This window comes from Streptomyces achromogenes subsp. achromogenes (assembly GCF_000720835.1).
GTDB classification, from domain to species: Bacteria; Actinomycetota; Actinomycetes; order Streptomycetales; family Streptomycetaceae; genus Streptomyces; species Streptomyces achromogenes.
On the sequence record NZ_JODT01000024.1, the window covers coordinates 1 to 25,196 of the forward strand.

19 protein-coding genes and 1 pseudogene are annotated in these 25,196 nt (G+C 71.5%); 12 read left to right on the top strand and 8 right to left on the bottom strand.

Annotated features, from left to right (window positions below; all coding sequences use genetic code 11):
* The 3 genes and pseudogenes from IH25_RS0124165 to IH25_RS0124175 form a co-directional block, all read left to right on the top strand.
* Window positions 1–136: pseudogene (locus IH25_RS0124165) on the top strand (ATP-binding protein); the annotation flags it as partial.
* Window positions 137–225: 89 nt separating this feature from the next.
* Window positions 226–510 carry a hypothetical protein gene (locus IH25_RS0124170; RefSeq protein WP_030614307.1) on the top strand — a complete coding sequence of 95 codons (285 nt, stop codon included), beginning with the start codon at window positions 226–228 and terminating at the stop codon, window positions 508–510.
* A 37-nt stretch (window positions 511–547) separates the two neighbouring features.
* Window positions 548–3,496 (top strand): NACHT N-terminal Helical domain 1-containing protein, encoded by a 2,949-nt coding sequence (locus IH25_RS0124175; protein WP_078844388.1) that lies wholly within the window; start codon window positions 548–550, stop codon window positions 3,494–3,496.
* A gap of 61 nt (window positions 3,497–3,557) precedes the next feature.
* Here the strand turns inward: IH25_RS0124175 and IH25_RS0124180 are convergent, their stop codons facing one another.
* The 4 genes from IH25_RS0124180 to IH25_RS0124195 all read right to left on the bottom strand — a co-directional run bounded on the left by IH25_RS0124180 (window position 3,558) and on the right by IH25_RS0124195 (window position 8,362).
* Complete coding sequence (locus tag IH25_RS0124180) at window positions 3,558–3,749, bottom strand: acyl-CoA carboxylase epsilon subunit (protein WP_030614315.1); 192 nt, start codon at window positions 3,747–3,749, stop codon at window positions 3,558–3,560.
* A gap of 21 nt (window positions 3,750–3,770) precedes the next feature.
* Complete coding sequence (locus IH25_RS0124185) at window positions 3,771–5,366, bottom strand: acyl-CoA carboxylase subunit beta (RefSeq protein WP_030614318.1); 1,596 nt, start codon at window positions 5,364–5,366, stop codon at window positions 3,771–3,773.
* Window positions 5,367–5,520: 154 nt separating this feature from the next.
* Window positions 5,521–7,821 carry a polysaccharide lyase 8 family protein gene (locus tag IH25_RS0124190; RefSeq protein ID WP_030614321.1) on the bottom strand — a complete coding sequence of 767 codons (2,301 nt, stop codon included), beginning with the start codon at window positions 7,819–7,821 and terminating at the stop codon, window positions 5,521–5,523.
* A gap of 34 nt (window positions 7,822–7,855) precedes the next feature.
* A complete protein-coding gene (locus IH25_RS0124195; protein ID WP_030614324.1) occupies window positions 7,856–8,362 on the bottom strand; it encodes a hypothetical protein in 507 nt (168 codons plus the stop codon).
* A 214-nt stretch (window positions 8,363–8,576) separates the two neighbouring features.
* Between IH25_RS0124195 and IH25_RS0124200 the strand changes: the two genes are divergently transcribed.
* The 4 genes from IH25_RS0124200 (at window position 8,577) to IH25_RS0124215 (ending at window position 12,735) form a co-directional block, all read left to right on the top strand.
* A complete protein-coding gene (locus IH25_RS0124200) occupies window positions 8,577–9,185 on the top strand; it encodes a YceI family protein (RefSeq protein ID WP_030614327.1) in 609 nt (202 codons plus the stop codon).
* 118 nt (window positions 9,186–9,303) lie between these two features.
* On the top strand, window positions 9,304–10,056 hold the full coding sequence (locus IH25_RS0124205; RefSeq protein ID WP_030614330.1) for an ABC transporter ATP-binding protein: 753 nt from the start codon (window positions 9,304–9,306) through the stop codon (window positions 10,054–10,056).
* A 5-nt stretch (window positions 10,057–10,061) separates the two neighbouring features.
* Window positions 10,062–11,432 (top strand): FtsX-like permease family protein, encoded by a 1,371-nt coding sequence (locus tag IH25_RS0124210; RefSeq protein ID WP_030614333.1) that lies wholly within the window; start codon window positions 10,062–10,064, stop codon window positions 11,430–11,432.
* A gap of 79 nt (window positions 11,433–11,511) precedes the next feature.
* A complete protein-coding gene (locus IH25_RS0124215; protein WP_030614336.1) occupies window positions 11,512–12,735 on the top strand; it encodes a sensor histidine kinase in 1,224 nt (407 codons plus the stop codon).
* 3 nt (window positions 12,736–12,738) lie between these two features.
* Here IH25_RS0124215 and IH25_RS0124220 read toward each other — a convergent pair whose 3' ends face one another.
* Entirely contained in the window at window positions 12,739–13,407 is a 669-nt protein-coding gene (locus IH25_RS0124220; RefSeq protein ID WP_037655538.1) for a response regulator transcription factor, read from the bottom strand.
* Window positions 13,408–14,830: 1,423 nt separating this feature from the next.
* On the opposite strand from IH25_RS0124220, the gene IH25_RS0124225 reads away from it, so the two are divergent.
* Both IH25_RS0124225 and IH25_RS0124230 read left to right on the top strand, forming a co-directional pair.
* A complete protein-coding gene (locus IH25_RS0124225) occupies window positions 14,831–15,652 on the top strand; it encodes a helix-turn-helix domain-containing protein (protein WP_030614341.1) in 822 nt (273 codons plus the stop codon).
* On the top strand, window positions 15,649–15,885 hold the full coding sequence (locus tag IH25_RS0124230; protein WP_030614344.1) for a DUF397 domain-containing protein: 237 nt from the start codon (window positions 15,649–15,651) through the stop codon (window positions 15,883–15,885). Before IH25_RS0124225 ends, IH25_RS0124230 begins: the two co-directional genes overlap by 4 nt.
* Window positions 15,886–15,887: 2 nt before the next feature.
* On the opposite strand, the gene IH25_RS0124235 is transcribed toward IH25_RS0124230, so the two are convergent.
* Both IH25_RS0124235 and IH25_RS0124240 read right to left on the bottom strand, forming a co-directional pair.
* Window positions 15,888–17,249: a hypothetical protein gene (locus IH25_RS0124235; RefSeq protein WP_030614347.1), complete on the bottom strand. Its 1,362-nt coding sequence runs from the start codon at window positions 17,247–17,249 to the stop codon at window positions 15,888–15,890.
* Between the two features lie 52 nt (window positions 17,250–17,301).
* Window positions 17,302–20,319 (bottom strand): glycoside hydrolase family 3 N-terminal domain-containing protein, encoded by a 3,018-nt coding sequence (locus IH25_RS0124240; protein WP_030614350.1) that lies wholly within the window; start codon window positions 20,317–20,319, stop codon window positions 17,302–17,304.
* Between the two features lie 145 nt (window positions 20,320–20,464).
* Here IH25_RS0124240 and IH25_RS0124245 point away from each other — a divergent pair, with 145 nt between their 5' ends.
* The 3 genes from IH25_RS0124245 to IH25_RS0124255 are packed head-to-tail and all read left to right on the top strand — an operon-like array spanning window position 20,465 to window position 23,490.
* Window positions 20,465–22,330: a lectin gene (locus tag IH25_RS0124245; RefSeq protein ID WP_030614353.1), complete on the top strand. Its 1,866-nt coding sequence runs from the start codon at window positions 20,465–20,467 to the stop codon at window positions 22,328–22,330.
* A 7-nt stretch (window positions 22,331–22,337) separates the two neighbouring features.
* Window positions 22,338–22,826 (top strand): hypothetical protein, encoded by a 489-nt coding sequence (locus tag IH25_RS0124250; RefSeq protein ID WP_245172873.1) that lies wholly within the window; start codon window positions 22,338–22,340, stop codon window positions 22,824–22,826.
* 55 nt (window positions 22,827–22,881) lie between these two features.
* Window positions 22,882–23,490 carry a GOLPH3/VPS74 family protein gene (locus IH25_RS0124255; protein ID WP_030614359.1) on the top strand — a complete coding sequence of 203 codons (609 nt, stop codon included), beginning with the start codon at window positions 22,882–22,884 and terminating at the stop codon, window positions 23,488–23,490.
* A 13-nt stretch (window positions 23,491–23,503) separates the two neighbouring features.
* Here the strand turns inward: IH25_RS0124255 and cimA are convergent, their stop codons facing one another.
* Entirely contained in the window at window positions 23,504–25,114 is a 1,611-nt protein-coding gene (cimA, locus tag IH25_RS0124260; protein ID WP_030614362.1) for a citramalate synthase, read from the bottom strand.
* Window positions 25,115–25,196: the final 82 nt, after the last annotated feature.

Genomic DNA, 25,196 nt, shown 5'->3' on the forward strand with positions numbered 1-25,196 from the left:
CCCCGACGAAGTCCGCGAAGCACTCCAGATCGGCCCCGACACCCCCATCATCACCACCGACGCCCGCCACCGCGCCGACGCCAAGAGCGCCCTCATCACGCTCGTCGAACACGCCCTGATGGCGCGCCTGCGGTAACTCCGCCCCGCCGGGCAACCGACGCGGGCTCCTGTCGCTCTTCTCTGAGGACAGGAGCCTTTGTCGTGGTACGTACGGGTGGGTCCGGGATGCATGTGATCGAGGTCGACGGCTGGAGTGCGCTGCTGTGGGCGGCGCTGCTGCTGGTGCCGAGCGCGCTGGTGTCCTCGGCCCTGCTGTTCCCGCTGCGGGCGCGGCTGCGCAGCCCGCTGGTCCTCGGCTGGCTGACCACGTTCCTGACCGCCGTGCTGCTGCCGCTGTGGACCCCGGGCCTGCGCCTGACCTCCCTGTGGCCGGCGGTCTGCGTGGCCACCCTGTCCCTGCCGCTGGAGCCGTGGCTGCGAAAGCGGGACGAGACGCGGCACGACGGGTGACAATGCCCTCGTCCGGTGCGTGTCGAGGGGGCGGGAAGTGAGCGCTGAGGCGGCGGCCGCGTTACGGCTGGGTACGACCGTGGCGAAGGCCGCGGCACAGATGTGGCTGGGCGGCAGACGCCGCGAGCAGGAACGGCATCTGGACATGGCCGGGCTGATCCGGCTGCGGGTGTCCGGGCTGCGCTTCCAGCGGGGTGTGCACCGGCAGTTCGAGGAGATCGCGGACGCGGTGTACGACCGGCTGGCGCCGTACCTGGAGCGGGAGTTCCGCGGCTTGGACGACGGCGCCCGGCAGGCCGTGGTCGACGGGGTGTGCGACACCTTCGAGGCGGCGGACCTCTCCGACGAGGCGGTGCTCGCGGCGGACGTGAACCCGGCGGAGATCGTCCGCCGGATCACCCGGGCGGTACGGCCGCCGGCCGGCTTCGGCGAGATGGAAACCCGCCTGTACGAGCTGCTGTTCACCGAGTGCGTCGAGTACTACGTGCGGATCGTGCGCGGGCTGCCGGTCTTCGAGGAACGCGCGCTGACCGAACTCCTCGGCCGTACGACGTCGTTGGGCACGGAGATCGCCCGGGTACTGGAACGGCTCCCCGACCGCTCCCTGTTCGCCCCGGAGGGCACGGACCGGGACGGCGACTTCCGGCGCCGCTACCTGGAGCTGGTCAGCACGACGCTGGACGAGACGGAGCTGTACCGGCGCACCTCCGACCGGGCGGGCGCGCGGGTACGGCTGTCGGTGGCGTACGTGAGCCTGCGGGCCACCGGCGACGACGGCAACCGGCGCCGCCCGGCCCGCACCCTGCCCGTGCTGCGGCCCGACATGAGCGACTGGGAGGAGCCCGGCACGGAGAGCGCCGGCATGCGGGTGGAGGCGGCGCTCGGCGGGGCCACCCGGGTCCTGGTGCGGGGCGAGGCGGGCTCGGGCAAGACGACGCTGCTGCGCTGGCTGGCGATCACGGCCGCGCGGGGCGCGTTCACCGGGGAACTCGCGGACTGGAACGGTCTGACACCGGTGTTCGTGAAGCTGCGCGAGTACAGCGGCCGGGAGCTGCCGAAGCCGGAGGCGATGCTGGACTCGGTGGCCGGACAGATCACCGGGGTCATGCCGAAGGCGTGGGTGGAACGCCAACTGGCCGACGGCAAGGCCCTGCTGCTGATCGACGGCGTGGACGAGCTGCTGGACGGCGAGCGACGCGGGGTACGGGACTGGCTGCGGGGCCTGCTGACCGCGTACGGGTCAGTGCGTGTCGTCGTCACCTCCCGCCCCGCCGCCGCCCGCGCGGACTGGCTGCGCCACGAACGGTTCGCCTCGCTCCACCTGGACCGCATGACCCCGCCGGACCTGGCCGCGTTCGTCCGGCAGTGGCACCAGGCGGTACGCGAGCTGGACGACGACCTGCCCTGCGCGGCGGACGAACTCCCCCACTACGAACAGTCGCTGCTGACCAGCCTCAAGGACCGCCCGCACCTGCAGTCCCTCGCCGGTACGCCGTTGCTGGCGGCGATGCTGTGCGCGATGCACCTCGACCGGGGCAGCCGGCTGCCCCGGGACCGGATGGAGCTGTACCGCGACGCGTTGCACACGCTGGTCCACGAGCGGGACGCGGACCGGAACGTGCCGAGCGCGGTGGACGGCCGGCTGAGCCTGAACGACAAGCTGGTGCTGTTGCGGGACCTGGCCTGGCGGCTGTCCGACAACAACCGCAGCGAGATCGGTCTGGAGCAGGCCGCGGTGCACGTCGGGCGGAAGCTGCGGGGCATGCGGCACCTGGACGAACAGGACGGCGCGCGGGTCCTGCAACAGCTGCGCGACCGCGCCGGCATCCTGCGCTCCCCCGCCGAGGGCCGCGTCGACTTCGTCCACCGGACCTTCCAGGAGTACCTGGCCGCGGAGGAGGCGGCGGAGGAGGACCGCATCGGCAACCTGGTGGAGCGGGCCCACCTGGACCTGTGGCGCGAGACGATCATCATGACAGCGGGCCACGCGAACCGGCCTCAGCGGGAGGAGCTCCTGGGCGGCATCCTGGACCGGGCGTCCGCCGAGCCCCGGTACGCCCGGAAGCTACGGCTGCTGGCGGCGGCGTGCCAGGAGACGGTTCCGGAGGTCTCCGAGGGTCTGGCGGACCGGTTGGAGGAGGCGGTGTCGGCGTTGCTGCCGGCGCGACGGCCTACGGATCCTCCGGCGCTGGCCGCGGTGGGGCCGAGTCTGCTGCGCAAGATGCCCCGCTCGCTGGAGGAGCTGACACCGAAGGCGGCGGCCCAGACCGTACGAACCGTGGCGATGATCGGCGGCGAGACGGCGTTGGGGTTGCTGGAGGGGTATGCGGGGGACCGGCGCGCGGAGGTGGTCGATGCGCTCATTGAGGCGTGGGGGTATTTCGACGCGGAGGCTTACGTCGATCGGGTGATGAACGGGCTGGCGCTGGACAAGCACCAGGTGGTGCTCACACACTCGGCTCAACTGCGGACAGCGGGCCGGCTTACGTCACTGACCAAGTTGTGGGTCAGATACGCACTCGAGGACCTGTCTGACATCCCCGAGTTCCCGGCCCTCGAATGGCTGACGTGCTCCGAGATCAACACACTCGACCTGTCTGCGGTGACGCGCTTCCCCAAGCTCACACTCCTGCAATTCGTCGGTTGCGGGTCGTCTCGGCATCTGGAAGCACTGGCAGAGCTGCCGGCGCTGCGTGTCCTGCACTTGCCGCTGCCGGCCTTCGACGACCTCCCCGACCTCCCGAACCTGCACCAGTTGGGCTTCTCGAGCTTCACGGCGGAGACACGACTGGACGCTTTGGCCCCGTACAAGGGCATCGAGTACCTGTACATGGTCGGTGTTCCGGGCAGTCAGATCCCCGATCTCGCCCCTCTCTCCATGCTGCCCCGCCTACGTCACCTGGCGCTGTACAACTTCGGCGCCTTGGACCTGCCCCCGCAGCACTTCGCCAACCTGCTGCCCGGCGTCGAGGTCACCATCCGCTGAACGCACCGCGGCCCCGCCCTCCCAAAGGAGAACGGGGCCGTGGTCAAGCGAAGCGCGGCGCTCAGTGCCAGCTGTGCGGTGCACGGAAGCCCGGCTCGCGCTCCAGGCGGCGCCAGCCCGCTCGGGCGCGGAGGCGGTGGGTCGGGGCCGGGGCCGGCTGGGCGGCGGCTCGGGCGAGGAGGAGGGCCGTGAGGGCGGCGACCTCCTCGGGCTCGGCGTGGCCCTTTTCGACGCGGATGTCAGGAGTACTCATGGGTGTCGGTCTCCGTGAGGGTTACTGCGGCGGGTTGCCGTGCTTGCGGGAGGGCAGGTCGGCGTGCTTGGTGTGGAGCATCGCGAGCGACTTGATCAGCACCTCGCGGGTCTCGGCGGGGTCGATGACGTCGTCCACGAGGCCGCGCTCGGCCGCGTAGTACGGGTGCATCAGCTCGGCCTTGTACTCCTTGACCATCTTCTGCCGCATGGCCTCGGGGTCCTCGGCGGAGGCGATCTGCCGGCGGAAGATCACGTTGGCCGCGCCCTCCGCGCCCATCACGGCGATCTCGTTCGTCGGCCAGGCGTAGGTCAGGTCGGCGCCGATCGACTGGGAGTCCATGACGATGTAGGCACCTCCGTACGCCTTGCGCAGGATGAGCGAGATCCGCGGCACGGTCGCGTTGCAGTAGGCGTACAGCAGCTTCGCGCCGTGGCGGATGATGCCGCCGTGTTCCTGGTCCACGCCGGGGAGGAACCCGGGAACGTCCAGGAAGGTGACGATCGGGATATTGAAAGCATCACACATCTGGACAAAGCGCGCAGCCTTTTCGCTGGCCTCGATGTCCAGGACGCCCGCGAGGACCTGGGGCTGGTTGGCGATGATGCCGACGACCTGGCCGTCCAGGCGGCCCAGGGCGCAGATGATGTTGCGGGCCCAGCGCTCGTGGACCTCGAGGTACTCGCCGTCGTCGACGATCTCCTCGATGACCTTGGCCATGTCGTACGGGCGGTTGCCGTCGGCCGGGACCAGGTCCAGCAGGACGTCGCTGCGGCGCTCGACGGGGTCCGTCGACTCGACGCGGGGCGGGTTCTCGCGGTTGTTCTGCGGGAGCAGCGAGAGGAGGTAGCGCACCTCGGCGATGCACGTCTCCTCGTCGTCGTAGGCGAAGTGGCACACACCGGAGGTCTCGGCGTGCACGTCGGCGCCGCCCAGGCCGTTCTGGGTGATCTCCTCGCCGGTGACGGCCTTGACCACGTCCGGGCCGGTGATGAACATCTGCGAGGTCTCGCGGACCATGAAGACGAAGTCCGTCAGGGCCGGCGAGTAGGCGGCGCCGCCCGCGCACGGGCCGAGCATCACCGAGATCTGCGGGATGACACCGCTGGCCTTGGTGTTGCGCTGGAAGATGCCGCCGTAGCCGGCGAGGGCGGAGACGCCCTCCTGGATACGGGCGCCGGCGCCGTCGTTCAGGGAGACCAGCGGCGCGCCGGCCGCGATGGCCATGTCCATGATCTTGTGAATCTTGGTGGCGTGGGCCTCGCCCAGCGCGCCGCCGAAGATCCGGAAGTCGTGGGCGTAGACGAAGACCGTGCGGCCCTCCACCGTGCCCCAGCCGGTGATGACACCGTCGGTGTACGGCTTCTTCGCCTCCAGGCCGAAACCGGTCGCCCGGTGCCGGCGCAGCTGCTCGACCTCCTGGAAGGACCCGGGGTCGAGGAGCAGCTCGATCCGCTCCCGTGCCGTCAGCTTGCCCTTGGCGTGCTGCGCCTCGGTCGCCTTCTCACTCGGACCCGCAACGGCCCGCGCACGGATCTCGTGCAGCTCGGCGACCCGTCCGCGCGCGTCCGTCGGCTCGCCGGTCGGCTCACCCGTCGTCTCTTCCAAAACGGTCATGTAGCGACCTTACGAAGGACACCAAGAAAAGCGAGCCGTCGACTCTGTACAGTCTCCGGCCCGTTTTCCTGGTACGAGTGAACAGAACCACCGCGTGATGCAGCCGTTCCGACTGCTCAGCGGGCCATCTCGTTGTAGGGACGTCACAAACCGATCAGGCGAGAGCCACCTCACATTCGTGGGTGGCACATGCCATCCCTGGAGTGACACGGACCCTCAGACGGCGGCCTGCCTCCAGCACCTCGACGCCGTCGCCGGCCCGGGTGACCGCGCGCACGGGGTGGTCCCAGAGCAGTTCCAGGGGGGCTCCGGTGCGCGATGGCTCGCTGATCCGGAGGGCGGCCGTACGGCCCCGGCGCACGACGAGCACGCTCGCGCCGGCCGAGACGGTCAGTTCCCCCACCGTACCGGCCGTCCAGAAGGTGCACGCCGTCACCCCCGGCCGGGGTACGGCGACGGCCTGGACGGTGGTGTCGTTGGCGAGGACGGTCAGCCAGTGCCGGTCACCCGCGCGGGCGGCGGTCTCGGCGCGGGTGGCGCCGGGCAGCAGGACGTAGGCGTAACCGGCGTCGGCCGGGTCGGTGCCGTGGTCGAGCCAGAGGGTCTGCCAGCGCCGGGTGCGCCGTTCGGGGCTGCTGGTGGTGTTGATGTCGGCCCAGGCGCCGGTGCGGTCCTCGCGCAGGGTGCGCAACTCGCCGCCGTGGGGCAGGACCCAGCCGCCGTGCCCCTCCAGGTGGGCCCAGTTCCGGCCGCGTACGAGGGGCTGGGTGCCGTTCTCGCCCAGGTTGCGGTTGTCCACGACCGTCTCGACGGGTACGCCGTCGGCGCAGGTGATCCCGGCGCCGAGGCAGACCACGGCGTCGTCGAGGAAGAACCAGGACTTGCGGGCCTGGAGGGTGGAGCCGAGGCCCTTGAGATGCTGGCCGACGGCCGCGTAGGTGCCGTCGGTGGTGCCGCCGACCCAGCGCACGGCCGGTCTGGGGGCGCCCCACTCGCCGCCGGCCCGGTCGGCGAGCCGTCGGGTGGAGACGGTGGTGCCGGGCAGCCGGTACCAGTCGACGGTGGGCCAGTACCAGTCGGTGTACTGGTCTCCGCTCCCCCGCGGCCACCAGGAGAGCATGCCGGAGCCGGTGTCCCAGCCGCGCGGGTTCTCGCCGTTGCCGCATTCGTAGTGGGCGATGCGGTCGCTGGCCATGGCGAGGGCGGCGGTGAACCGGGGGGTGCGGTGGACGGCACGGTCCATGGCCGGGAAGAGCCGGTGCCCGAGGGGTTCGGGGGCGGCGGGAACGGGCGAGGCGGCGACGGCGTGCAGCCGCGCGAGATCACCGACACCGAACTGACGACTCGTCAGCATGGGTAATACGGTGTCCCGTTCTATCCACCCCTTGATGCGTCCGTACCACCGCTCCCGCTCCTCCGGGCTCGCGCCGTCGGCGAGGAGGGTGATGGCGGCGATCAGGGCCTGACCGTGGTAGTGGTCGCCGCGCATCACGCCCTGGTCGTCGGAGCGCAGGTAACCCCGGCTGATGGCACGGCCGTTGACGCAGTCCATGACCAGGCCGTCGTGGATCAGCGGGGCGTAGGCGTGCTCGACGCTGTCCAGGATGTGCTGCCGGCCGGGGTCGGTGATCTCCCACGGCGACCCGGCGAGCAGCGCGAACAGCCGCCCGAGGCCGTCGAGGAGGACTTGGCCGTAGGTGCCCGAGTAGGCGACCCAGGTGTGCTGGACGAAGGAGCCGTCGGCGTAGAGGCCGTCGCCCTGGGTGACGTACGGGAAGACGGGCGAGAGGGCGTCGCGGGCGAGGGCGATCTTCTGCGGGCTGCGGCCGAGGATGCCGCGCAGGGCGACCGAACGGCACAGGTCGACGCGGTTGGCGCCGGTGCTGGTGCCGGAGTAGTCGGTGAGCATCGTGTCCGGTATGAAGTGGTCGACGGCCGCGCAGGCCGCCGCGACCCGGTCCGGGCCCGCCTGCGCGTACAGCGCGGCGGTGATGTCCATCAGCAGGCGGGGGCTGCCGATCTGCCACTCCCACCAGTTGCCGTAGCGGGTGGTGGCCGGGTTGTAGACGGTGGCGGCGAGGTGGTCGAGGCCGCGTAACACGTCCGTGAGCAGGCCGGGGTCGCCGGTGACGCCGGTGCCGGTCTGCACGTACGCCTGGGTCATGGTCCACAGGCGGTTGTAGCTGAAGGTGACGCCGGACGGCGGGTCGAAGGGGTGGCCGGGCCAGAGGGTGCCGGGGCCGGGAAGCATGGCGGCCTGGAACTCCCGTGCCCGTGCTCCCAGTTGGGCGAGACGGGAGGCGTACGGTTCGGCGGCCGGGTCGTAGCCGGCGCCGAGCGCGATGCCGAGCCAGCGCCCGCGCAGCGTCTCGTACGGGTCGGGGCCGGCCGCCCGTGCGCGCCACCCGGGGGTGGCGGCGAGGGCGGCGGCCAGCAGCAGTGCGCGTCGGGTCATGCGGAGGGGCCCGGTCACCGCCGTCGCCGCCCGGTCAGCAGCCGCCGCAGTTGTAGTAGAGGACGTCCCAGTGGTTGCCCTCGTCGGCGTAGATGTTGCCGGAGCCGGACTGGTACTGCGGGGCGCCGTCGCCGCGCAGGCCGATGTACGTGAAGGTGTTCTTGACGTACGAGGTCACGCACGTGTTCTTGCCGTAGTCGAGCTTGTAGCCGTTCCAGTGGGAGTAGGTGCCGGAGGCGTGGCCGGTCTCGGTGCCGCCGGTGATGTTGAGCGCGCAGCCGCTGGCGCTCTTGAGGGTCTGGGCGCCCTGGGCGGTGGCGAGGTTGAGCTGCTCGAAGGATGTGCAGGTGGGGTTGTTCCGGTCGGAGCAGTTGCCGGAGGACGACCAGGTGATGCCGGACTGCCGGAACATCGACGTGGCGGTGGCGTGGCTGATCTTGGTGACGGCGGTGGTGGCGGAGGCGTCGGGGGCGGTGCCTACGAGGGCGAGGCCGGGGGTGGCGACGAGGGCGAGGGTCGTCAGCAGCGAGCGGATCTTCATAGGGGGCCTTCCTGCGATGGGCCGGGCTCTTCCGGGGCGGCTGTGCAGGTGGTGCAGGCCGCATCGTGCCCGAGGGAGAGGGGGGTGCACCAGAGGCACGAACGGGTGACTGTGCGTGTGCGCGGTGACACGGCGAGGTTTTAGTTGAACGCTAAACAGAATAGAGCTATGGTCGGAGGCGAGAGTTAGTTCAACGTTCAACCAGGAGCACGTCATGGGCATCTTCGGCCGCAAGAACACCACCCAGCCCACCGCCGCCGCGCCGGCCGTCGCCGGGCCTGACCTGACCGCGCTGACCGGTGACTACGCCATCGACCCGGCGCACAGCACGATCGGGTTCGTCGCCCGGCACGCGATGGTCACCAACGTGAAGGGCGGCTTCGGTGACTTCACCGGCACGCTGCACCTGGACGGGGCCGAGCCGGCGAAGTCCACGGCCGCGCTGGACGTGCGGATGGAGAGCATCGACACGGGTAACGCGGACCGGGACACCCATCTGAAGTCGGCGGACTTCTTCAAGACGGACGAGTTTCCGACGATGACGTTCCGGTCGACCGGGGTGGAGGTGCTGGGCGGGGAGGAGTACCGCGTCACCGGTGAGCTGTCCCTGCTCGGTGTCACCAAGCCGCTGACCATCGACCTGGAGTTCAACGGCTTCGCCAAGGATCCGTTCGGCAACGAGCGGGTGGGTTTCACGGGCAAGGCGGAGATTCTGCGGTCCGAGTGGGGTCTGACGTGGAACGCGGCGCTGGAGACGGGTGGGGTGCTGATCTCCGACAAGGTGAAGCTGACGTTCGACGTCTCTGCGATCAAGCAGGCGTGAGGGACGAGTAGTCCAGTACCCGCCGCCGGGCGGATCGGCCAGGGGTTCGGTTTTCCGAACCTCCGGTTCGGGGGTGGGCACGATCGATCGGTGTGCCTCGTCCGTCGAGGATGAGGACATGGCTGAGATGGCGATGGATGTCGCGGGGGGAACCGCCGTTCGGGCGGAGGGCCTGCACCGGGAGTACGGGCGTGGCGGCGCCGCCGTACGGGCGTTGCGTGGGGTGTCGGTGGCCCTCGCGTCCGGCACGTTCACGGCGGTGATGGGGCCGTCGGGCTCCGGCAAGACCACCTTGCTGCACTGCCTCGCGGGGATGGACCGGCCCACTCGGGGTGCCGTGTGGTGGGGTGGTACCGAGGTTTCGCGGCTTTCCGAGCGGCGGCTGGCGGCCCTTCGGCGCAGCCGGGTCGGGTTCGTGTTCCAGGCGTTCAATCTGATGCCGGGGATGACGGTCGCGCAGAATGTCGAACTTCCCGGCCGGCTGGCCGGTGAGCGGCCCGAGCGGGGCCGGGTTCTGGACGCGCTCGACCGGGTCGGACTGGCCGGACGCGAGCGGCACCGGCCCGGGCAGTTGTCCGGTGGGCAGCAGCAGCGGGTGGCGATCGCGCGGGCGCTGGTCTCCCGCCCTCGGGTGCTCTTCGCCGACGAGCCGACCGGCGCGCTCGACCGGGCCACCGGCCACGAGATCCTCGCCCTGCTGCGCACCGGTGTGGACCGGGAGGGCCAGACCTGTGTGATGGTGACCCACGACCCGGTCGCCGCCGGGTACGCGGACCGGGTGCTGCTGCTCGCCGACGGCCTGGTGGTGGACGAGCTCGACCGGCCCACCGCCGCCCGGGTCGGCGAGCGGCTGAGCCGGCTGGGCGGGTGACGGCGATGGTCTCGGTCGCCCTCGGGCAGATGCGCCGGCGTCCGGCGGCCTTCGCCGGCCTGGCGTGCGCGCTGTTCCTCGCGATCGCCACCCTGACGCTGTTCGGCTCGCTGTTCGCCGCCGATGTCACCGCGCCCGCGTCCGCCCGGAGGGCGGCAAAAGGGCCGGGAGTGGCGGTGATCGCCGGTGCCTTCGGTGAGATCGCCGTCCTGGTGGCGTTCTTCGTCGTGGTCAACGCGTTGGGTTTCGCCCTCCGCCAGCAGCACCGCGAGCTGGCCCTGCTGCGCACCATCGCGGCGACGCCCCGTCAGACGCGGCGGCTGGTCCGCGGCCAGGTCGTCATGACCGTGTTGTCGGTGGCCTTGCCCGGCTGGGTCGTGGGCGGGGCGGCGGCCCGTCGCTTCCTCGCCGAGCTACGGCGACTGGGGCTGGCGGCGCCGGGCGTGCGGGTGCCGGGGACACCGGTGCCGATGCTGGTCGCGCTGGCCGTCACACTCGCCGTCGGCCTGGCGGCCTCGGCCGTCGCGGCCCGGCGGATCTCGCGGATCGCGCCGTCGGCCGCCCTCACGGCCAGCTCGACCGAGCACGGGCGGACGGGCGCGCCACGCCTGCTCGCCGGGCTCGGCGCTCTGGTGGGGGGAGGTCTGCTGCTGCGACTGTCCGCGACGCGGCCGACCGAGGAGATGGACAAGGCGGGGCAGGCGGCACTGCTCGCCACGGTGGTCCTGCTGGTCGCGGTCGCCCTGCTCGGACCGCTCGCCATACGCTTCCTGGTGGCCGTGCTGGGGGTGCCGGTACGGGCTGTGGCGCCCGGTGCGGGGTGGCTGGCCCACGCCAACCTGAGCGGGTACGCGCGGCGGCTGTCGTCCGCGGTGGTGCCGGTCGCACTGCTCGTGGGGCTGTCGGGCACCATGCTGATCATGACGGAAACCGCCGAGCACGCCGCGCGGGCGACGGCCACCGGTGTCACCTCCGCCACGGACGTCTGGCTGCGCCAGGCCGAGGTGGCGCTGCTGACCTGCTTCGCCGCCGTGTCCACCGTCAACACCCTGGTCGCCGTGACCGCCGAACGGCGCCGCGAGTTCGCGCTGCTGCGGCTGGTCGGCGCGCACCCGTGGCAGCTGATGCGCCTGCTGGCCGTGGAGGCGGCGCTGACCACGGCGGTGGGTGTGCTGCTCGGCGCGGCGGTCGCGGGGGCCGCGTCGGCGGCGTTCAGCACGTCGTCGACCGGCTCGGTGGCACCAGCCGTCCCGGTGGCCGCCTCCTTGTACATCGTCGCGGGCGCGGCGGCGCTGACCTTCCTCACCGTCCTCGCCACCGGCCTGCGGGTGGTGCGCGGTCCGGCGGCGGAGCTGGTGAGCGGTGACCGTGACTGAACACGGCGGTGGACCGGCTGCCGAGAACGGCCGTAGTCACCCGACCGGCGCGGATCGCCCGGGCGCCCCCACTTCGGAGGTGGCCGAGCCCCGGCGGTATCTGTCCGTCCGGGGCGGCGAATGGGCGTTCGCGGTCGTCGGGCTGCCGTTCGCGCTGCTCGGCGGCGGCTACGCCCTGGCCGTCCTGTACGCGGGAGCGCTGCTGTCGCTCACCGTGGTCGGGCTGCCGTTCGTGGTCGCCGCGCTGCTGGGCGCGCGTCGTCTCGGCGCGCTGCACCGGTGGCTGGCCGGCCGGCTGCTCGGCGAGCACGTCGAGGCGCCGGCCGGGCTGCGCCGCCCGGCGGGCCTGTTCGCACGTGGCCGTGTCGTACTGACCGATCCGGTCGCCTGGCGGGCTCTGCTCTATCTGGTGCTGCGCCTGCCGCTCGGAGTGCTCGGCTTCACCGTGGCCGTGGCGCTTCCCCTCGGCTGCGGCTGGCTGGTCGCCTTCCCGCTCTGGGTCCGCGCCTGGGACGGCGCGCGGCCGGCCGGCTGGCTGGACGCGGCGTCCGTCGTCATCGGCCTGGTGGTGCTGTCCGCCGTGCCCGGCGCGGTGCGGGCGCTGAGCGGAGTGAACCGCCGGCTCGCCCGGCTGCTTCTCAGCCCGGCCCGTACCCAGCAGCGGGTCCGGGAGCTGGAGACCGCCCGGGCCACCCTGCTCGCGGACAACACCGACCAGCTCCGGCGCCTGGAGCGCGACCTGCACGACGGCACCCAGGCCCGGTTGGTCGCTCTGGCCATCACCCTCACGCTGGCCGAGGACGCGCTCGTGCCTCCCGCCGGTCCGGACCTCGGGCGGCTGCGCACCCTGATGAGCCGGGCCCGCGGCCAGACCGACGACGCCATCACCGAATTGCGGCGGCTGACCCGGGGAATTCATCCGGTGGCGCTGGACGGCGGCCTCGGCGAAGCGTTGCCGGGCCTCACCGCCACGTCGCCGGTGCCGGTCACCATCCGCCTGGACCTGGGAGAACGCCCGCACCCGGTGGTCGAGCGGGTCGTCTACTTCTGCGCCGCCGAGCTGCTCACCAATATCGCCAAGCACAGCGGTGCCCGCTCGGCCGAACTCACCGTGAGCACGGCTGACGGCCGCGTGCGTCTGCGTGTGCGCGACGACGGTCGTGGCGGTGCGGCGCTCGGTGGCGGTACCGGTCTGACGGGGCTGGCCGAGCGGCTCGCGGCGGTGGACGGAGTCCTGCGGGTGGACAGCCCGCCCGGTGGACCCACCGTGATCGTGGCGGAACTGCCGTCGCGTCTGCGGTGAGCGTCAACCCCGGGTCTCGGACAGGTAGTTGAGAACGGCTTTCACCCGGCGGTTGTCGGTGTCGGTCGCCCGCAGGCCGAACTTGGTGAAGACGGCGGCGACGTGCTTCTCCACCGCCCGCTCCGACACCACCAGCAGCGCGGCGATGGAGCGGTTGGAATGGCCTTGTGCCATCAGCTCCAGCACGTCACGTTCGCGCGGCGTCAGGGTGTCCACCACCCGCCTGCGCTGTCCGCCACGCATCAGATGAGTGACCACTTCCGGGTCGAGCACGGTGCCGCCGCCGGCGACACGGTGCAGGGCGTCGACGAACTCGCTGGTGCGGGCGACGCGTTCCTTCAGCAGGTAGCCGATGCCCGCCGCGCCGTCCGCCAGCAGCCGGGTGGCCCAGGCCGTCTCCACGTGCTGGGAGAAGACGAGGATGCCGACCTCGGCCGTCCTCGCGCGGATCTCGACGGCGGCGCGGATGCCCTCGTCGGTGTGTGTGGGTGGCATGCGGATGTCCACCACTGCCACGTCGGGTCGGTGTTCGGCCACCTCGGCGAGTAGGTCTGGTGCCGTTCCTGCGGTGGCCACGACCTCGCAGCCGCGGGCGCCGAGCAGTTCGACCATGCCGTCGCGCAAGATGACGGAGTCCTCGGCGAGTACGACGCGCAGGTGCCTGTTGATCACGGTCGCCATTATCGGGTGGGGTTGGGGGCGCCGCCGTGGGTGTGGGGACCGGTGTTCGTCAGTGGCCGTTGGGCCGCTCGCTTCTCGGTCAGTGTCGGGCTTCCGCGAGGTGAGTCAAGGGCGCTGCGCGTCGCCTTCGGCGATGGCCCTTCGGGCCACCCTTGACACACCTCGCTCCAGCCCGGGGTAGAAGCGAGCGAGCGGCCCGAAGGAACAGTGGCCCACCCCGGCACCGGACCCCTGGGCGAGCTATGAACCCCTGTCGGCAAGGGGGCGCGCTCGCGTCTCGCCAGCACGCCGGGCCGGTTAAGCGGCTTCCGGCCCGGTGGAGCATGATGCGCCTTCGCGTCTCGCCTGCACGCCGGGCCGGCTTAGCGACTTGCGGCCCGGGGGCGGGTGCGCGGTTGCCTCTCGCCTGCACGCCGGGCCGGCTCGGCGGCTTGCGGAGGGTGGGTGGGCTCGGGGGCGCGGACACGCGGGCGGCGCATGCCCCCGAGCCCACCGGCGTATCGGTCAGCGGCTCACCGGAACGCCGGGCCGGTGGCCTGGTGGTGGGGGCGGCACTCGGCGGCCAGGGCCAGGGCCAGGGGGTGGTTAGTTATGGGCAAGCAGTCCAAAACGAGCCCCTCGGCAGCCCGCGCCCACGGTTGCTTTCGAGGGGGCGATGCTGCTGGCTTGGCAGGGCTGGGGCCAGGGGGGGGTTGGTTATGGACAGGTATTTCCAGAACTAGCCACCGGCCGTATCGGCCAGCGCCCCGTGGCGAGGCCCCGGCCATCGAAGGACCGGAAGGGCACCGTGTGGCCGAGGCCCCTGAAGGGGGGCCTGTTTGGATGGTTGGTCCGCCCGCCGTGACGGCCGTCAGACGCCGAACCGGCCCGGCGTGCAGGCGAGACGCCAGCGCGCACGCCCCACCGGGCCGGAAGCCGCTAAGCCCGCCCGGCGTGCAGGCGAGGCGCGAGCGCGCATCCCCGACCCACGATGCGAACGCAGCCGACGGTAGAGGCCAACCAAGTCCAGCCGGCCACTTTCCCCTGGCCGCCCGCTCGCTTCTCCCCCGTGCTGGAGTGAGGTGTGTCAAGGGTGGGCCGCAGGCCCATCGGCGGGAGGAGAAAACCGCGGCCCGCCGGGACCCCGTGCAGAAGGGCGTTCGTCGCCAACTCGCTTACGCAGAGCAAGACGTCGTCTCCGCGCTCGGCCGCCGCCCAGTCGGTCAACGTCCGCCATGCGAACTTCCGTGCGAGCCCTACCGATCTACGGTCCCGACGGTAGAACGCCTGGCGTGTGTGGGGGTGTTGAGTTTGTGCATTCACAAGGCCACTGTCACTGAGCGTCACTACAGTGGGGCAGCGAGTGAAGTCGTAGTTCTCATTACTACGAGTCCACTACGACAGATCGGTGGGCACATGGGGGAAAGGAACGGCCATGCACGAGGCACCCAGGCCCAAGAAAGTCGGTTCGTGGTACGCGGTCGGCGCGCTCGTCGCCCACTACCGCAAGAAAGCACGCCTGACCCAAGAACAGTTGGCCGAGATGGCCAACATCTCCGTCGACACAGTGAGGTCCATCGAACAAGGCCGACTCGCCCTGCAGCCCGACCGAGCCGAACAGTTCGATGAGCTCCTGAACACGGGCGGTGCGCTGACGGTGGTCGTCGCGCGGCTGCCGGTACGAGACCGGATCGTCCAGTTCGCGCAGGGCTTGGTCGATCACGAGCAGGAGGCAGTAAGCGTCCTTTCGTACCAGAGTCTGGCTGTGCCTGGACTTCTCCAGACGCCTGAGTACTGCCGCGCAGTGTTCGACTACCGTTACCCGGCGCTCGGCAACGAGCGGGCAGAGCACTGGGTGCAGGCCCGCATGGATCGACAGTTGATCTGGCAGCGGGATCGCCCTCCCGTCGGACATTTCATCCTGGAGGAGAGCATCCTGCGGCGGCCGGTCGGCGGACCAGAAGTCATGCGGGCACAAATCCGGCAGATCCTGGAGTACACCCGGCCAGTCCATATGAGCTTCCAGATCATGGCCATGAAAAAGACGCCTCACGCGGCGCTCGACGGACCCATGGTGCTTTTGGAGACTCCCGAGCACGAACGGCTCGTCTACCTGGAGGTCCAGCGTGCGAGCTTCCTCGTGGATGATCCCGAAGAGGTCAGCGACTACTACCACAAGTATGGGATGCTGCGGTCACAGGCCCTCCCTTGTGACGAGAGCGAGGACCTTCTGAAGGAACTGCTAGGAGAGTCATGAGCACCGCAGCACTGGCATGGTTCAAGTCGAGCTACAGCGGTAGCGAGGGCGGCGACTGCGTCGAACTTGCGTACAAGTGGCGCAAGTCCAGCTATAGCAGCGACGAAGGCGGCAACTGCGTAGAGGTGGCCGCCCACCCCACCACCATCCACATCCGCGACTCCAAGACCCCTACTGGCCCCACGCTCAACCTCTCCCCCACCACCTGGAACACCTTCCTCAAGGGCATCTAGCCTCAGAAGTTGCCCCCACCGAAGTCCCCGCCCCCGCCACCGTCGAAGCCGCCCCCGTCGCCGAACCCACCCCCGAAGTCCCCGGGGTCGAAGTCGGTGCCGGACATGTCTCCGCCCTCGTAGCCGCCGCCGTAACCCGCCTGGTCACCGAAGTCCCCGTACCCGGCCCCGTAGTCGGCGGCATACGTGGGCGTCGCCATCAGGCCGCCGAGCATGGTGCCGACGAGGAGCCCCGGCAGCAGGCCGCCGCCGAAGTAGCCGCCTGCCCAGGGGCCGTAGGCGGGGCCCGCGTCCCAGTAGGGGCGGCGGCCGTAGTCGGTGTCGACCTCGCGGATCACGGGGTCGCGGCCGTCGGCCAGACGAGTGGCGTCCGCCGCGCAGACCGGGACCTGGCGCGGGGCACCGCCACGCGGGGTCCAGGTGGCGTCGGAGACCGAGGGGCCGTGGCGAGGGTCGAAGAAGCAGGGTGGGCGGCGCTCCGGGAGCGGGCGACCCTCGCGGCGGGCGGCCAGGCTGGCCAGGGAGAAGCGGCCGTCCTCCAGTGCCTGGGTGACGCCGCGTACGTCATCGGGGCGCTCCGCCATGGCCATGCGCTGTTTGGCGGTGTCGTAGGCGTCGAGCGCGTGCTCGTAGTCGGCGCGCATGGCGTCGTCCGCGCCGGGGGCCGCGGGCTGGAAGTCCAGGCGGTCCAGTTCCTCGCCGAACGCGGTGATGTCCTCGTCCACGACCACCCGCAGCCGGTCCAGCGCGGCCCGCTGCTCCTCCTCGCGGCGGCGGCGGTTGCGCCGGACGAGGGTGTACGCGCCCGCGCCGGCGATCACCAGGACCGCCGCCGTGGTGATCAGGGCCGTGCCGGAGACGCCGTCGCCCGTGCCGCCCCAGCTCTTGGGGGCGTGGCCGCCCATGTTGAGCAGGGCGCGGTCGGTGAAGTCGGCCAGCTGGGTCCTGGTGTCCTCGCCCTGGACGCTGCGGACGAGGTTCTGCCGGGCCGTGGGCGACATGACGGAGGAGTCCGCGCGGGCGTCGAAGCGGTCGCCGAGGCGGATGCCGTACAGGCCGGTGACGCCGGTCGCCGCGCGCAGGTCGGTGAAGAGGTTCGCGGTGGGGTAGCCGGCCGGCAGGACCGCGATGAACAGGGGTTTGTCCGCGCGTTTGATCCGGGCGGCGAGCGCCTCGGCGGTGTTGGCGGGGAGCTGGTCACGGGCCGCCGGGTCGACGTAGACGGGGCTCTTGCGCAGGGCCTGGGCGATCGTGGAGACGCTGGTCTCCGCGCTCGCCGGGGGTGCGTACAGGGTCGCCAGTACGAGGGTCAGGGCGGCCAGCAGCAGGGCGGGGAGGCTTCGGGTCCGCGGTACGGCCTTCATACCTAAAAATTACCCGAAACCTCCCCAAAGGGGGCGTTCTCCTGCCGTCGGATCAGGCGGCGCGGTACGCCTCCGCCAGCTTCTCCACCGCCTTTCCGTACCGGCCGGTCAGCAGCAGGTGGTCCGCGTCGGCGAAGGGCTTGGAGACCGCCTGGGTGAGGTGGCCGGCCGCCTTCTGCTGGACCAGGAGGCGGGCCCGGGTGACCAGGGCACGTCCCGTGCGGTCGTCGCCGTGGCGTTCGGCCCGCGCCGCGCCGGCCGCCAGGGCGCGCAGGGTGGACATGCCGCCCTGCGGGGGCTCCGCGAGGGTAGTCAGGCCCCAGCCGTACGGGAACTGCGGGTCGTACGCCGTGTCGCCCACGTTGATCGGGAGCTGCGCCTCGGACTTCGGCCAGCTGACCGGGAGCTGTCCGGTGAAGGGGCGCTTGCCGTACAGCACGTCCGCGACGCCGTCGCCCTCGGTGCCGGGCAGCCAGGAGGCCACCAGGGCGTCGATCTCGTCCAGGCGGTCCCCGACGAGCTGGGGGCGGCCGGAGACGACCAGGACCGCGCACTTCATGGCCGCGCAGACCTTGTCCACGGCGGCCTGGTCGGCGGCGGACAGGGTGAGGTCGTGGCCGTTGTTGCCGACGTCGCCGACGCCCTCGGCGTACGGGGTCTCGCCGACGACGACCACGCCGACGTCGTGGCCGCCGGTCGGGGCCGAGGCGTCCTTGGAGTAGGTGACCTGGCCGCCCGCCTTGCGCAGGCCCTGGAGGATGGTGGTGCCGGGGACGATGTTGCCGGAGGAGCCCTGCCAGGTGACGGTCCAGCCGCCGGTCTGGTTGCCGATGTCGTCGGCGTTGGACCCGGCGACGTACACCTTCTGGCTCTTCTTGAGCGGCAGCAGCCCGCCGGTGTTCTTCAACAGCACCTGCGACTCGGCGGCGGCCCGGCGGGCGACCTTGCGGTGCTCGGGGGAGCCGATGGCGGCGGCGTGGGTGGTGTCGGCGTAGGGGTGCTCGAACAGGCCCAGCTTGAACTTCTCGGTGAGGATGCGGGAGACCGCGTCGTCGATCCGCTTCCGGGTGATCCGGCCCGCCTTCGCCTCGTCGATGAGCGCGGTGCTGAACTCCTTGTACGAGGACGGCACCATCATCATGTCCACGCCCGCGTTCACCGCCGTGCGGACCCGGGTGGGCAGGTCGCCGGGGAGCTGGTCGACGGCGTTGTAGTCGCTGATCACGAAGCCGTCGAAGCCCATCCGGTCCTTGAGCACCCCGTTGATCATGTCGCCGCGGGCGTGCATCTTCACCACGCCCTTGCCGTCGCCGGTGATGTCCAGCGAGGAGTACGACGGCATGACCGTGCCGACGCCCCGGTCCACGGCCTCCTGGTACGGCGCGAGGTGGATGTCCTCCAGCTGCTCGCGGGTGACCGTGGTGACGCCCTGGTCGATGGTGTACGAGCCGGTGGTGGAGGAGCCGTACGCGGTGCCGCCGTCGGCGGCGAAGTGCTTGGCCGAGGCCAGTACCTTGTCGTTCCGGCTCAGGTCCTTGCCGTTCGCGCGGCCCTGGAGGCCCTGGATCACGGTCTCCATGGACTCCACGAGGGCGGGGTCCTCGCCGTAGGACTCGTAGGAGCGGCCCCAGCGTTCGTCGCGGCTCACGCACAGGCAGGGCGCGAAGTCCCAGGGGACGCCGGTGGCGCGGACCTCGGAGGCGGTCACCGCACCCGTCTCATAGGCCAGTTGGGGGTCGCGGGAGGCGCCGATGCCGATGTTGTGCGGCAGGATCGTGGCGCCGGTGAGGTTGTTGTGGCCGTGGACCGCGTCGACGCCGTAGACCAGCGGGATCTGGAAGCGGGTGGCCTGGGCGCGCAGCTGGAAGGCGTCGATCATCCTCGCCCAGGCCTCGGGGGTGTTGGGCGTGGGGGTGGAGCCGCCGCCGGACAGCAGTGAGCCGAGGGCGTAGGAGGTGATGTCGGCGCCCTGGCCGACGGCGCCACGCTCGGCCTGGGTCATCTGGCCGGCCTTCTCCGCCAGGGACAGCCGGCCGAGCAGGTCGGCGACCCGCTTCCGGACGGGCAGCTTGGTGTTCAGGTACGGCAGTCCGTGCGCGTCGATCACGACCTGCGGGGACTCCGCGGGGGCCTTGGCGCCGGTGACCGTGAGTTTCAGGGGGATGGTCTCGGCGGGTTCGGCCGCGCGGTCGCGGCGGGTGGGCACCTCGATGGTCCGGGTGGCGCCGGAGGCGGTGCCGGCCGGGAAGGTGAGGGTGCCGGAGACGGGGGTGTAGTCGGTGCCGGAGGTCGCGGTGCCGCCGGCCGTGGTGTAGGTGACGGTCACGGGGTCGGCCAGGGGTGCCTCGCCGGTGGTGGCGACCGACACCTTCACCTTCGCCGTGCCGCCCTCCTTGACCGGGCGGACGGGCGCGTCGGTGGTGACGGAGGCGCGCAGGGCCGGGTCCGCCGTGCCGTACAGCTCCACGCCGTCCAGGGCGAAGTCGCCCTTGGCGCCGGGCGGGAGGGTGATGGAGTAGCCCCACATCTCCTTCAGGCCGAGGACGTGGTCGATGCCGCCGACGGGCTGGTAGTCGGTGCGGTAGGCGAAGTCGGTGAAGGGGAGTTCGACCTGCTTCCAGCCGGTGAAGTCGTCGGTGAAGGAGGTCGTCCAGAGTTCGGAGGCCTCGCCGTGGGCGCCGCCGTCCTTGATCTCGACGGTGATCTTGCGGCCGTTGTTCCGGCCGTCCCACCAGAGGCGGATGCCCCGGTGGGCGGACCAGTCGTGGGCGGGGGCGGTGGCGGCGTAGTCGTGGGTGAAGCCGCCGTAGCCGCTGATGTCGTAGGTGCCGGTGAGGACCTTGGCGCCCTCGGGGGCGTCGGCGCGGTCGGCCAGCCGGAGGGCCGGCGGGTCGTCCGTGTCGCCGCCCCAGGTGAAGAGGCCCTCGGCGGGCTGCTTGGCGAAGGGCACCTCGCCCTCGAAGCGGTCGACGGTGGTGGGGGGCGACTCGTCGGCGGCGCGGGCGGTGGCCGCCCAGGGCAGCAGACCGGCGAGGAGCGCGGCGGAGGCGAGCAGGGCGGTTCGTCGCATGGACCTTCCCTTGACTCTCACGGTTCACTCATGGACTCTCGTGGTTCACTCATGGCTTAGCTCACGCCGTGAGTTAACTAGGGGCTCACACGCCCGTCAAGACGACCCGTCAGCCCTCCCCACACCGCAGAAAGGGCGACGCACCATGAGGAGAACCCCCCGCGCGCTCCGGCTGCTGCTGGCCGGACTGCTCTCCGCCGCCGGGTACGGCATGGCCGCACCCCCCGCGCACGCGGCCGGTGAGCAGGTCACCGCCTGGCTCACCACCACCGACGACTCCGCCGGCCGGCATGTCGTACGCGGCCTTCAGCCGCAGACCCCGTTCGCCTTCCAGTCCGGGGCGGGCGGGAGCGGCGAGAACATCACCGTGGACGAGAACACCCGCTATCAGACCTTCACCGGCGGCGGCGCGTCCTTCACGGACACCGCCGCCTGGCTGCTGAACAGCAGCGGGGCGCTGACGCCGGCGGCCCGGGACGCGGCCCTGCGCAAGCTGTTCTCGCCCACCGACGGCATCGGCCTGTCGTTCCTGCGCAACCCGATGGGCGCCTCCGACCTGGCCCGCTACGGCTACACCTACGACGACGTGCCCGCCGGGCAGAGCGACCCGTCGCTGGCGAAGTTCTCCCTGGCGCACGACCTGGCGGACGTCGTCCCGCTGACGAAGCAGGCGCTCCAGCTGAACCCGTCCCTGACCGTGATGGCCTCGCCGTGGACGGCGCCGGCCTGGATGAAGGACAGCGGCTCCCTCAACGGCGGCTGGCTGAAGGCGGAGGACTACGGCGCGTACGCCTCGTACTTCGTGAAGTACCTCCAGGCGTACAAGGCACAGGGCGTCGACGTCCGCTACGTCACCGCGCAGAACGAGCCGACCTGCTGTTCCGGCTATCCGTCGATGAGCTGGAACGCGAGCGGACTCGCCTACTTCACGAAGAACGAGCTGCTGCCCAAGCTCCAGGCGGCGGGGCTGGGCACGAAGGTGCTGGCGCACGACTGGAACTGGGACGTGTACGACTCCTACGCGGCGCAGACCGTGGACGACCCGGCCGTGCGCAGCCACCCCAACTTCGGCGGGATCGCCTGGCACGGCTACGGCGGTGACGTCGGCAAGCAGACGGCCGTGCACGACAAGTACCCGGCGCTGGACGCCTTCGGCACCGAGCACTCCGGCGGCACCTGGATCGCCAACCAGCAGCGCGAGGACATGGGCAACATCATCGACTACACGCGCAACTGGGCGAAGTCGGTGACCAAGTGGTCGCTGGCCGTGGACCAGAACATGGGCCCGCACAACGGCGGATGCGGCACCTGCACCGGGCTGGTCACCGTGCACAACGGCGACGGGGCCAGCGGCACCGTGGACTACACCGTCGAGTACTACGACATGGGCCACCTGACCAAGTTCGTCCGGCCCGGCGCCCAGCGGATCGCCTCCACCGCGTCCACCGCCGTGCCGAACGTGGCCTGGCGCAACCCGGACGGGAGCAAGGCGCTGATCGCGTACAACGACTCCGCCTCGGCGCGGACGGTCACCATCGACTGGGGTTCCCAGCACGCCACTTACTCGCTGCCCGGGAAGACCTCGGCGACCTTCACCTGGTCCGGCACCCAGTCCGGGGGCGGCGACCGGACCGGGGCCTTCGTCGGACTGGCCGGCAAGTGCCTGGACGTGGCGGGCGGTTCGAGCGCCGACGGGACGGCGGTGCAGCTCTACGACTGCAACGGCAGCACCGCCCAGCAGTGGACCGTCCAGGCCGACGGATCGGTCCGGGCGCTCGGCAAGTGCCTGGACGTGACCTCGGGTTCGACAGCGGACGGGGCCAAGGTCCAGTTGTACGACTGCAACGGAACCGGTGCCCAACGGTGGTCGTACAACGCGGCCACCGGTGATGTGGTGAACACGGCGGCCGACAAGTGCCTGGACGTCACCGACAACGCGTCGGCGAACGGGACCCGGGCCCAGATCTGGTCGTGCACCGGGGCCGCCAACCAGAAGTGGACACTGCGTTAGGCGGGACATGCGACACACGGGGGCCGTGGCGGCCGGGATCGCCGGCGGGATGCTGCTGCTGAGCGGCTACTCGGCCCTCGATCTGCCGCTCGCCGGGGTGCGGGCCGCGCCGGACGGGACGCCGTACGCGGTGTTCCGTCCGTGCGGCGACGACGGCTACCAGAACCCGTACCTGGACGGGCGGCCGCACGGTGGCGACGACGGGCCCGTCACCACCGGCTGGGACGTCGACAAGGAGGGGCTGCGCGGCGACGCCGACTTCCCCCTCTTCGCCCCGCCCGCCGGCTGGGACGCCCGGCACCGGGGCCCGCGGCGGCTGCTGCCCCGGCACCACTACGTCCTGCGGTTCGGGCAGTACAGCGGCGGCGACGCCCAGAACGGGACGGTCGAGTTCACCACCGAGCAGGTGGGGTGGCTGAAGCCGGGGCAGGTGTGGGCCGACGGGCGGGTGATGAGCGGGCGGGAGTTCGAGCGGCTCGCCGAAGACTCGTGCTGACGCCTGCCGGTGTGCCGTGCTGCGGATCGGGCGGGGGCGGACCAAGGTGGAGGGCATGACCACACCGCAGGATCTTTTCCTCGTCAGCCTGGACGTCCCCGGTGAGCACCCCGTCGAGCAGGGCGACCTGTCGCTGGCCCTGGCCGGGGCCGAGCTGATCGACCTGCTCGGCGCGCGGGCGCTCACCCTGGACGGCGAGCACATCGTGCCGGGCCCGGTGCCGACCACCGGTGACCGGATGCTGGACGAGGCCGGGGCCCGGCTCCGGCGCGAGCAGCCGTACGAGACGGTCGCGGACTGGCTGTGGCGGCGCGGCGAGGGGCTGGCCGTGGCCTACTACGACGTGCTGGAGGCGGCCGGGCAGCTCGCCGGGGAGCGGCGCCACCACTGGCTGCCCCGGCGCGGCGGCAAGGCCACGGCGCCGGCCGACACCGCCGCCCGGCGCCACGCCACCGACCGCTGGGAGTCCCGCGACCCGGTCCTCACCGGGCTCGCCGCTCCCCTCGGCATCGGCGCCGACCGCCCGGCCCGGGAGGCACCCGAGGACGAGGCGGTCGTCACCGTGCTGATCGCGGTCGGCGACGCGGTCACCGAACTGGGGGCCGTGCGCGAACGCCGCCGCATCGAGAACGTGGCGTTCGACAACATCTGGCGGGCGCCGTGAGCGCCCGGCGGGGCTACTGCGCCGGGTCCACGCCCGCGCGGAGCAGGCCGTAGGTGTAGGCGTCCTCCAGGGCCTGCCAGGACGCGGCGATGACGTTCTCCGCCACGCCGACCGTGGCCCACTCGCCGGAGCCGTCGGAGGTGGAGATCAGGACGCGGGTGGTGGAGGAGGTGCCGTGCTTGCCCTCCAGGATGCGGACCTTGTAGTCGACCAGTTCCAGCTTGGCGAGCTGCGGGTAGATCCGCTCCAGCGCCACCCGCAGCGCCCGGTCCAGGGCGTTGACCGGGCCGTTGCCCTCGGCGGTGGCGACGATCCGCTCGCTCTTGGCCCACAGCTTGACCGTGGCCTCGTTGGCGTGGGTGCCGTCGGGGCGGTCCTCCACGATGGCCCGCCAGGACTCCACGTCGAAGTACTTCAGCGGCCGGCCCTCCACCTCGGCGCGCAGCAGGAGTTCGAAGGAGGCGTCGGCGGCCTCGTAGGTGTAGCCCTTGAGTTCGCGTTCCTTCACGCGCTCGACCACGCGCCCGACCAGCTCCCGGTCGCCGCCCAGGTCGATGCCGAGCTCCTTGCCCTTCAGCTCGATGGAGGCGCGGCCCGCCATGTCGGAGACCAGCATGCGCATGGTGTTGCCGACCAGCTCGGGGTCGATGTGCTGGTACAGGTCGGGGTCGACCTTGATCGCGGAGGCGTGCAGCCCGGCCTTGTGCGCGAACGCGGAGACGCCCACGTACGGCTGGTGGGTGGACGGGGTGAGGTTGACGACCTCGGCGATGGCGTGGGAGATGCGGGTGGTCTCGCGCAGTTTGCCGTCGGGCAGCACCTTCTTGCCGTACTTCAGCTCCAGCGCGGCGACGACCGGGAACAGGTTGGCGTTGCCGACGCGCTCGCCGTAGCCGTTGGCCGTGCACTGCACGTGGGTGGCGCCCGCGTCCACGGCGGCCAGGGTGTTGGCGACCGCGCAGCCGGTGTCGTCCTGGGCGTGGATGCCGAGCCGGGCGCCGGTGTCGGCGAGGACGGTGGAGACGACGGCGTGGACCTGGGCGGGCAGCATGCCGCCGTTGGTGTCGCACAGGACGACGACGTCGGCGCCGGCCTCGGCGGCGGCGCGGACGACGGCCTTGGCGTAGTCGGGGTTGGCGCGGTAGCCGTCGAAGAAGTGCTCGCAGTCCACGAAGACCCGGCGGCCCTGGCCCTTCAGGTACGACACGGTGTCGCGGACCATCTCCAGGTTCTCGTCCAGGGTGGTGCGCAGCGCCAGCTCCACGTGCCGGTCGTGCGACTTGGCGACCAGGGTGATCACCGGGGCGCCGGACTCCAGCAGGGCCTTGACCTGCGGGTCCTCGGCGGCGGTGGTGCCGGCGCGGCGGGTGGCGCCGAAGGCGACCAGCTGGGCGTGGCGGAAGTCGACCTCCTGGCGGGCGCGGGCGAAGAACTCGGTGTCGCGGGGGTTCGCGCCGGGCCAGCCGCCCTCGATGAAGCCCACGCCGAAGTCGTCCAGGTGCCGGGCGATCGCGAGCTTGTCCGCGACGGTGAGGTTGATTCCCTCGCGCTGCGCTCCGTCGCGCAGCGTGGTGTCGAAGACGTGGAACGAGTCGTCGAGCTCGCTGGTTGCCGTCTCGGTCATGGTCTCAAGGCTCCTGTTATGGATCTTCGGTCTTACCGGAATGACCGGCTCCACCATCCCCCCAATACTCCCGCGCGCTCCG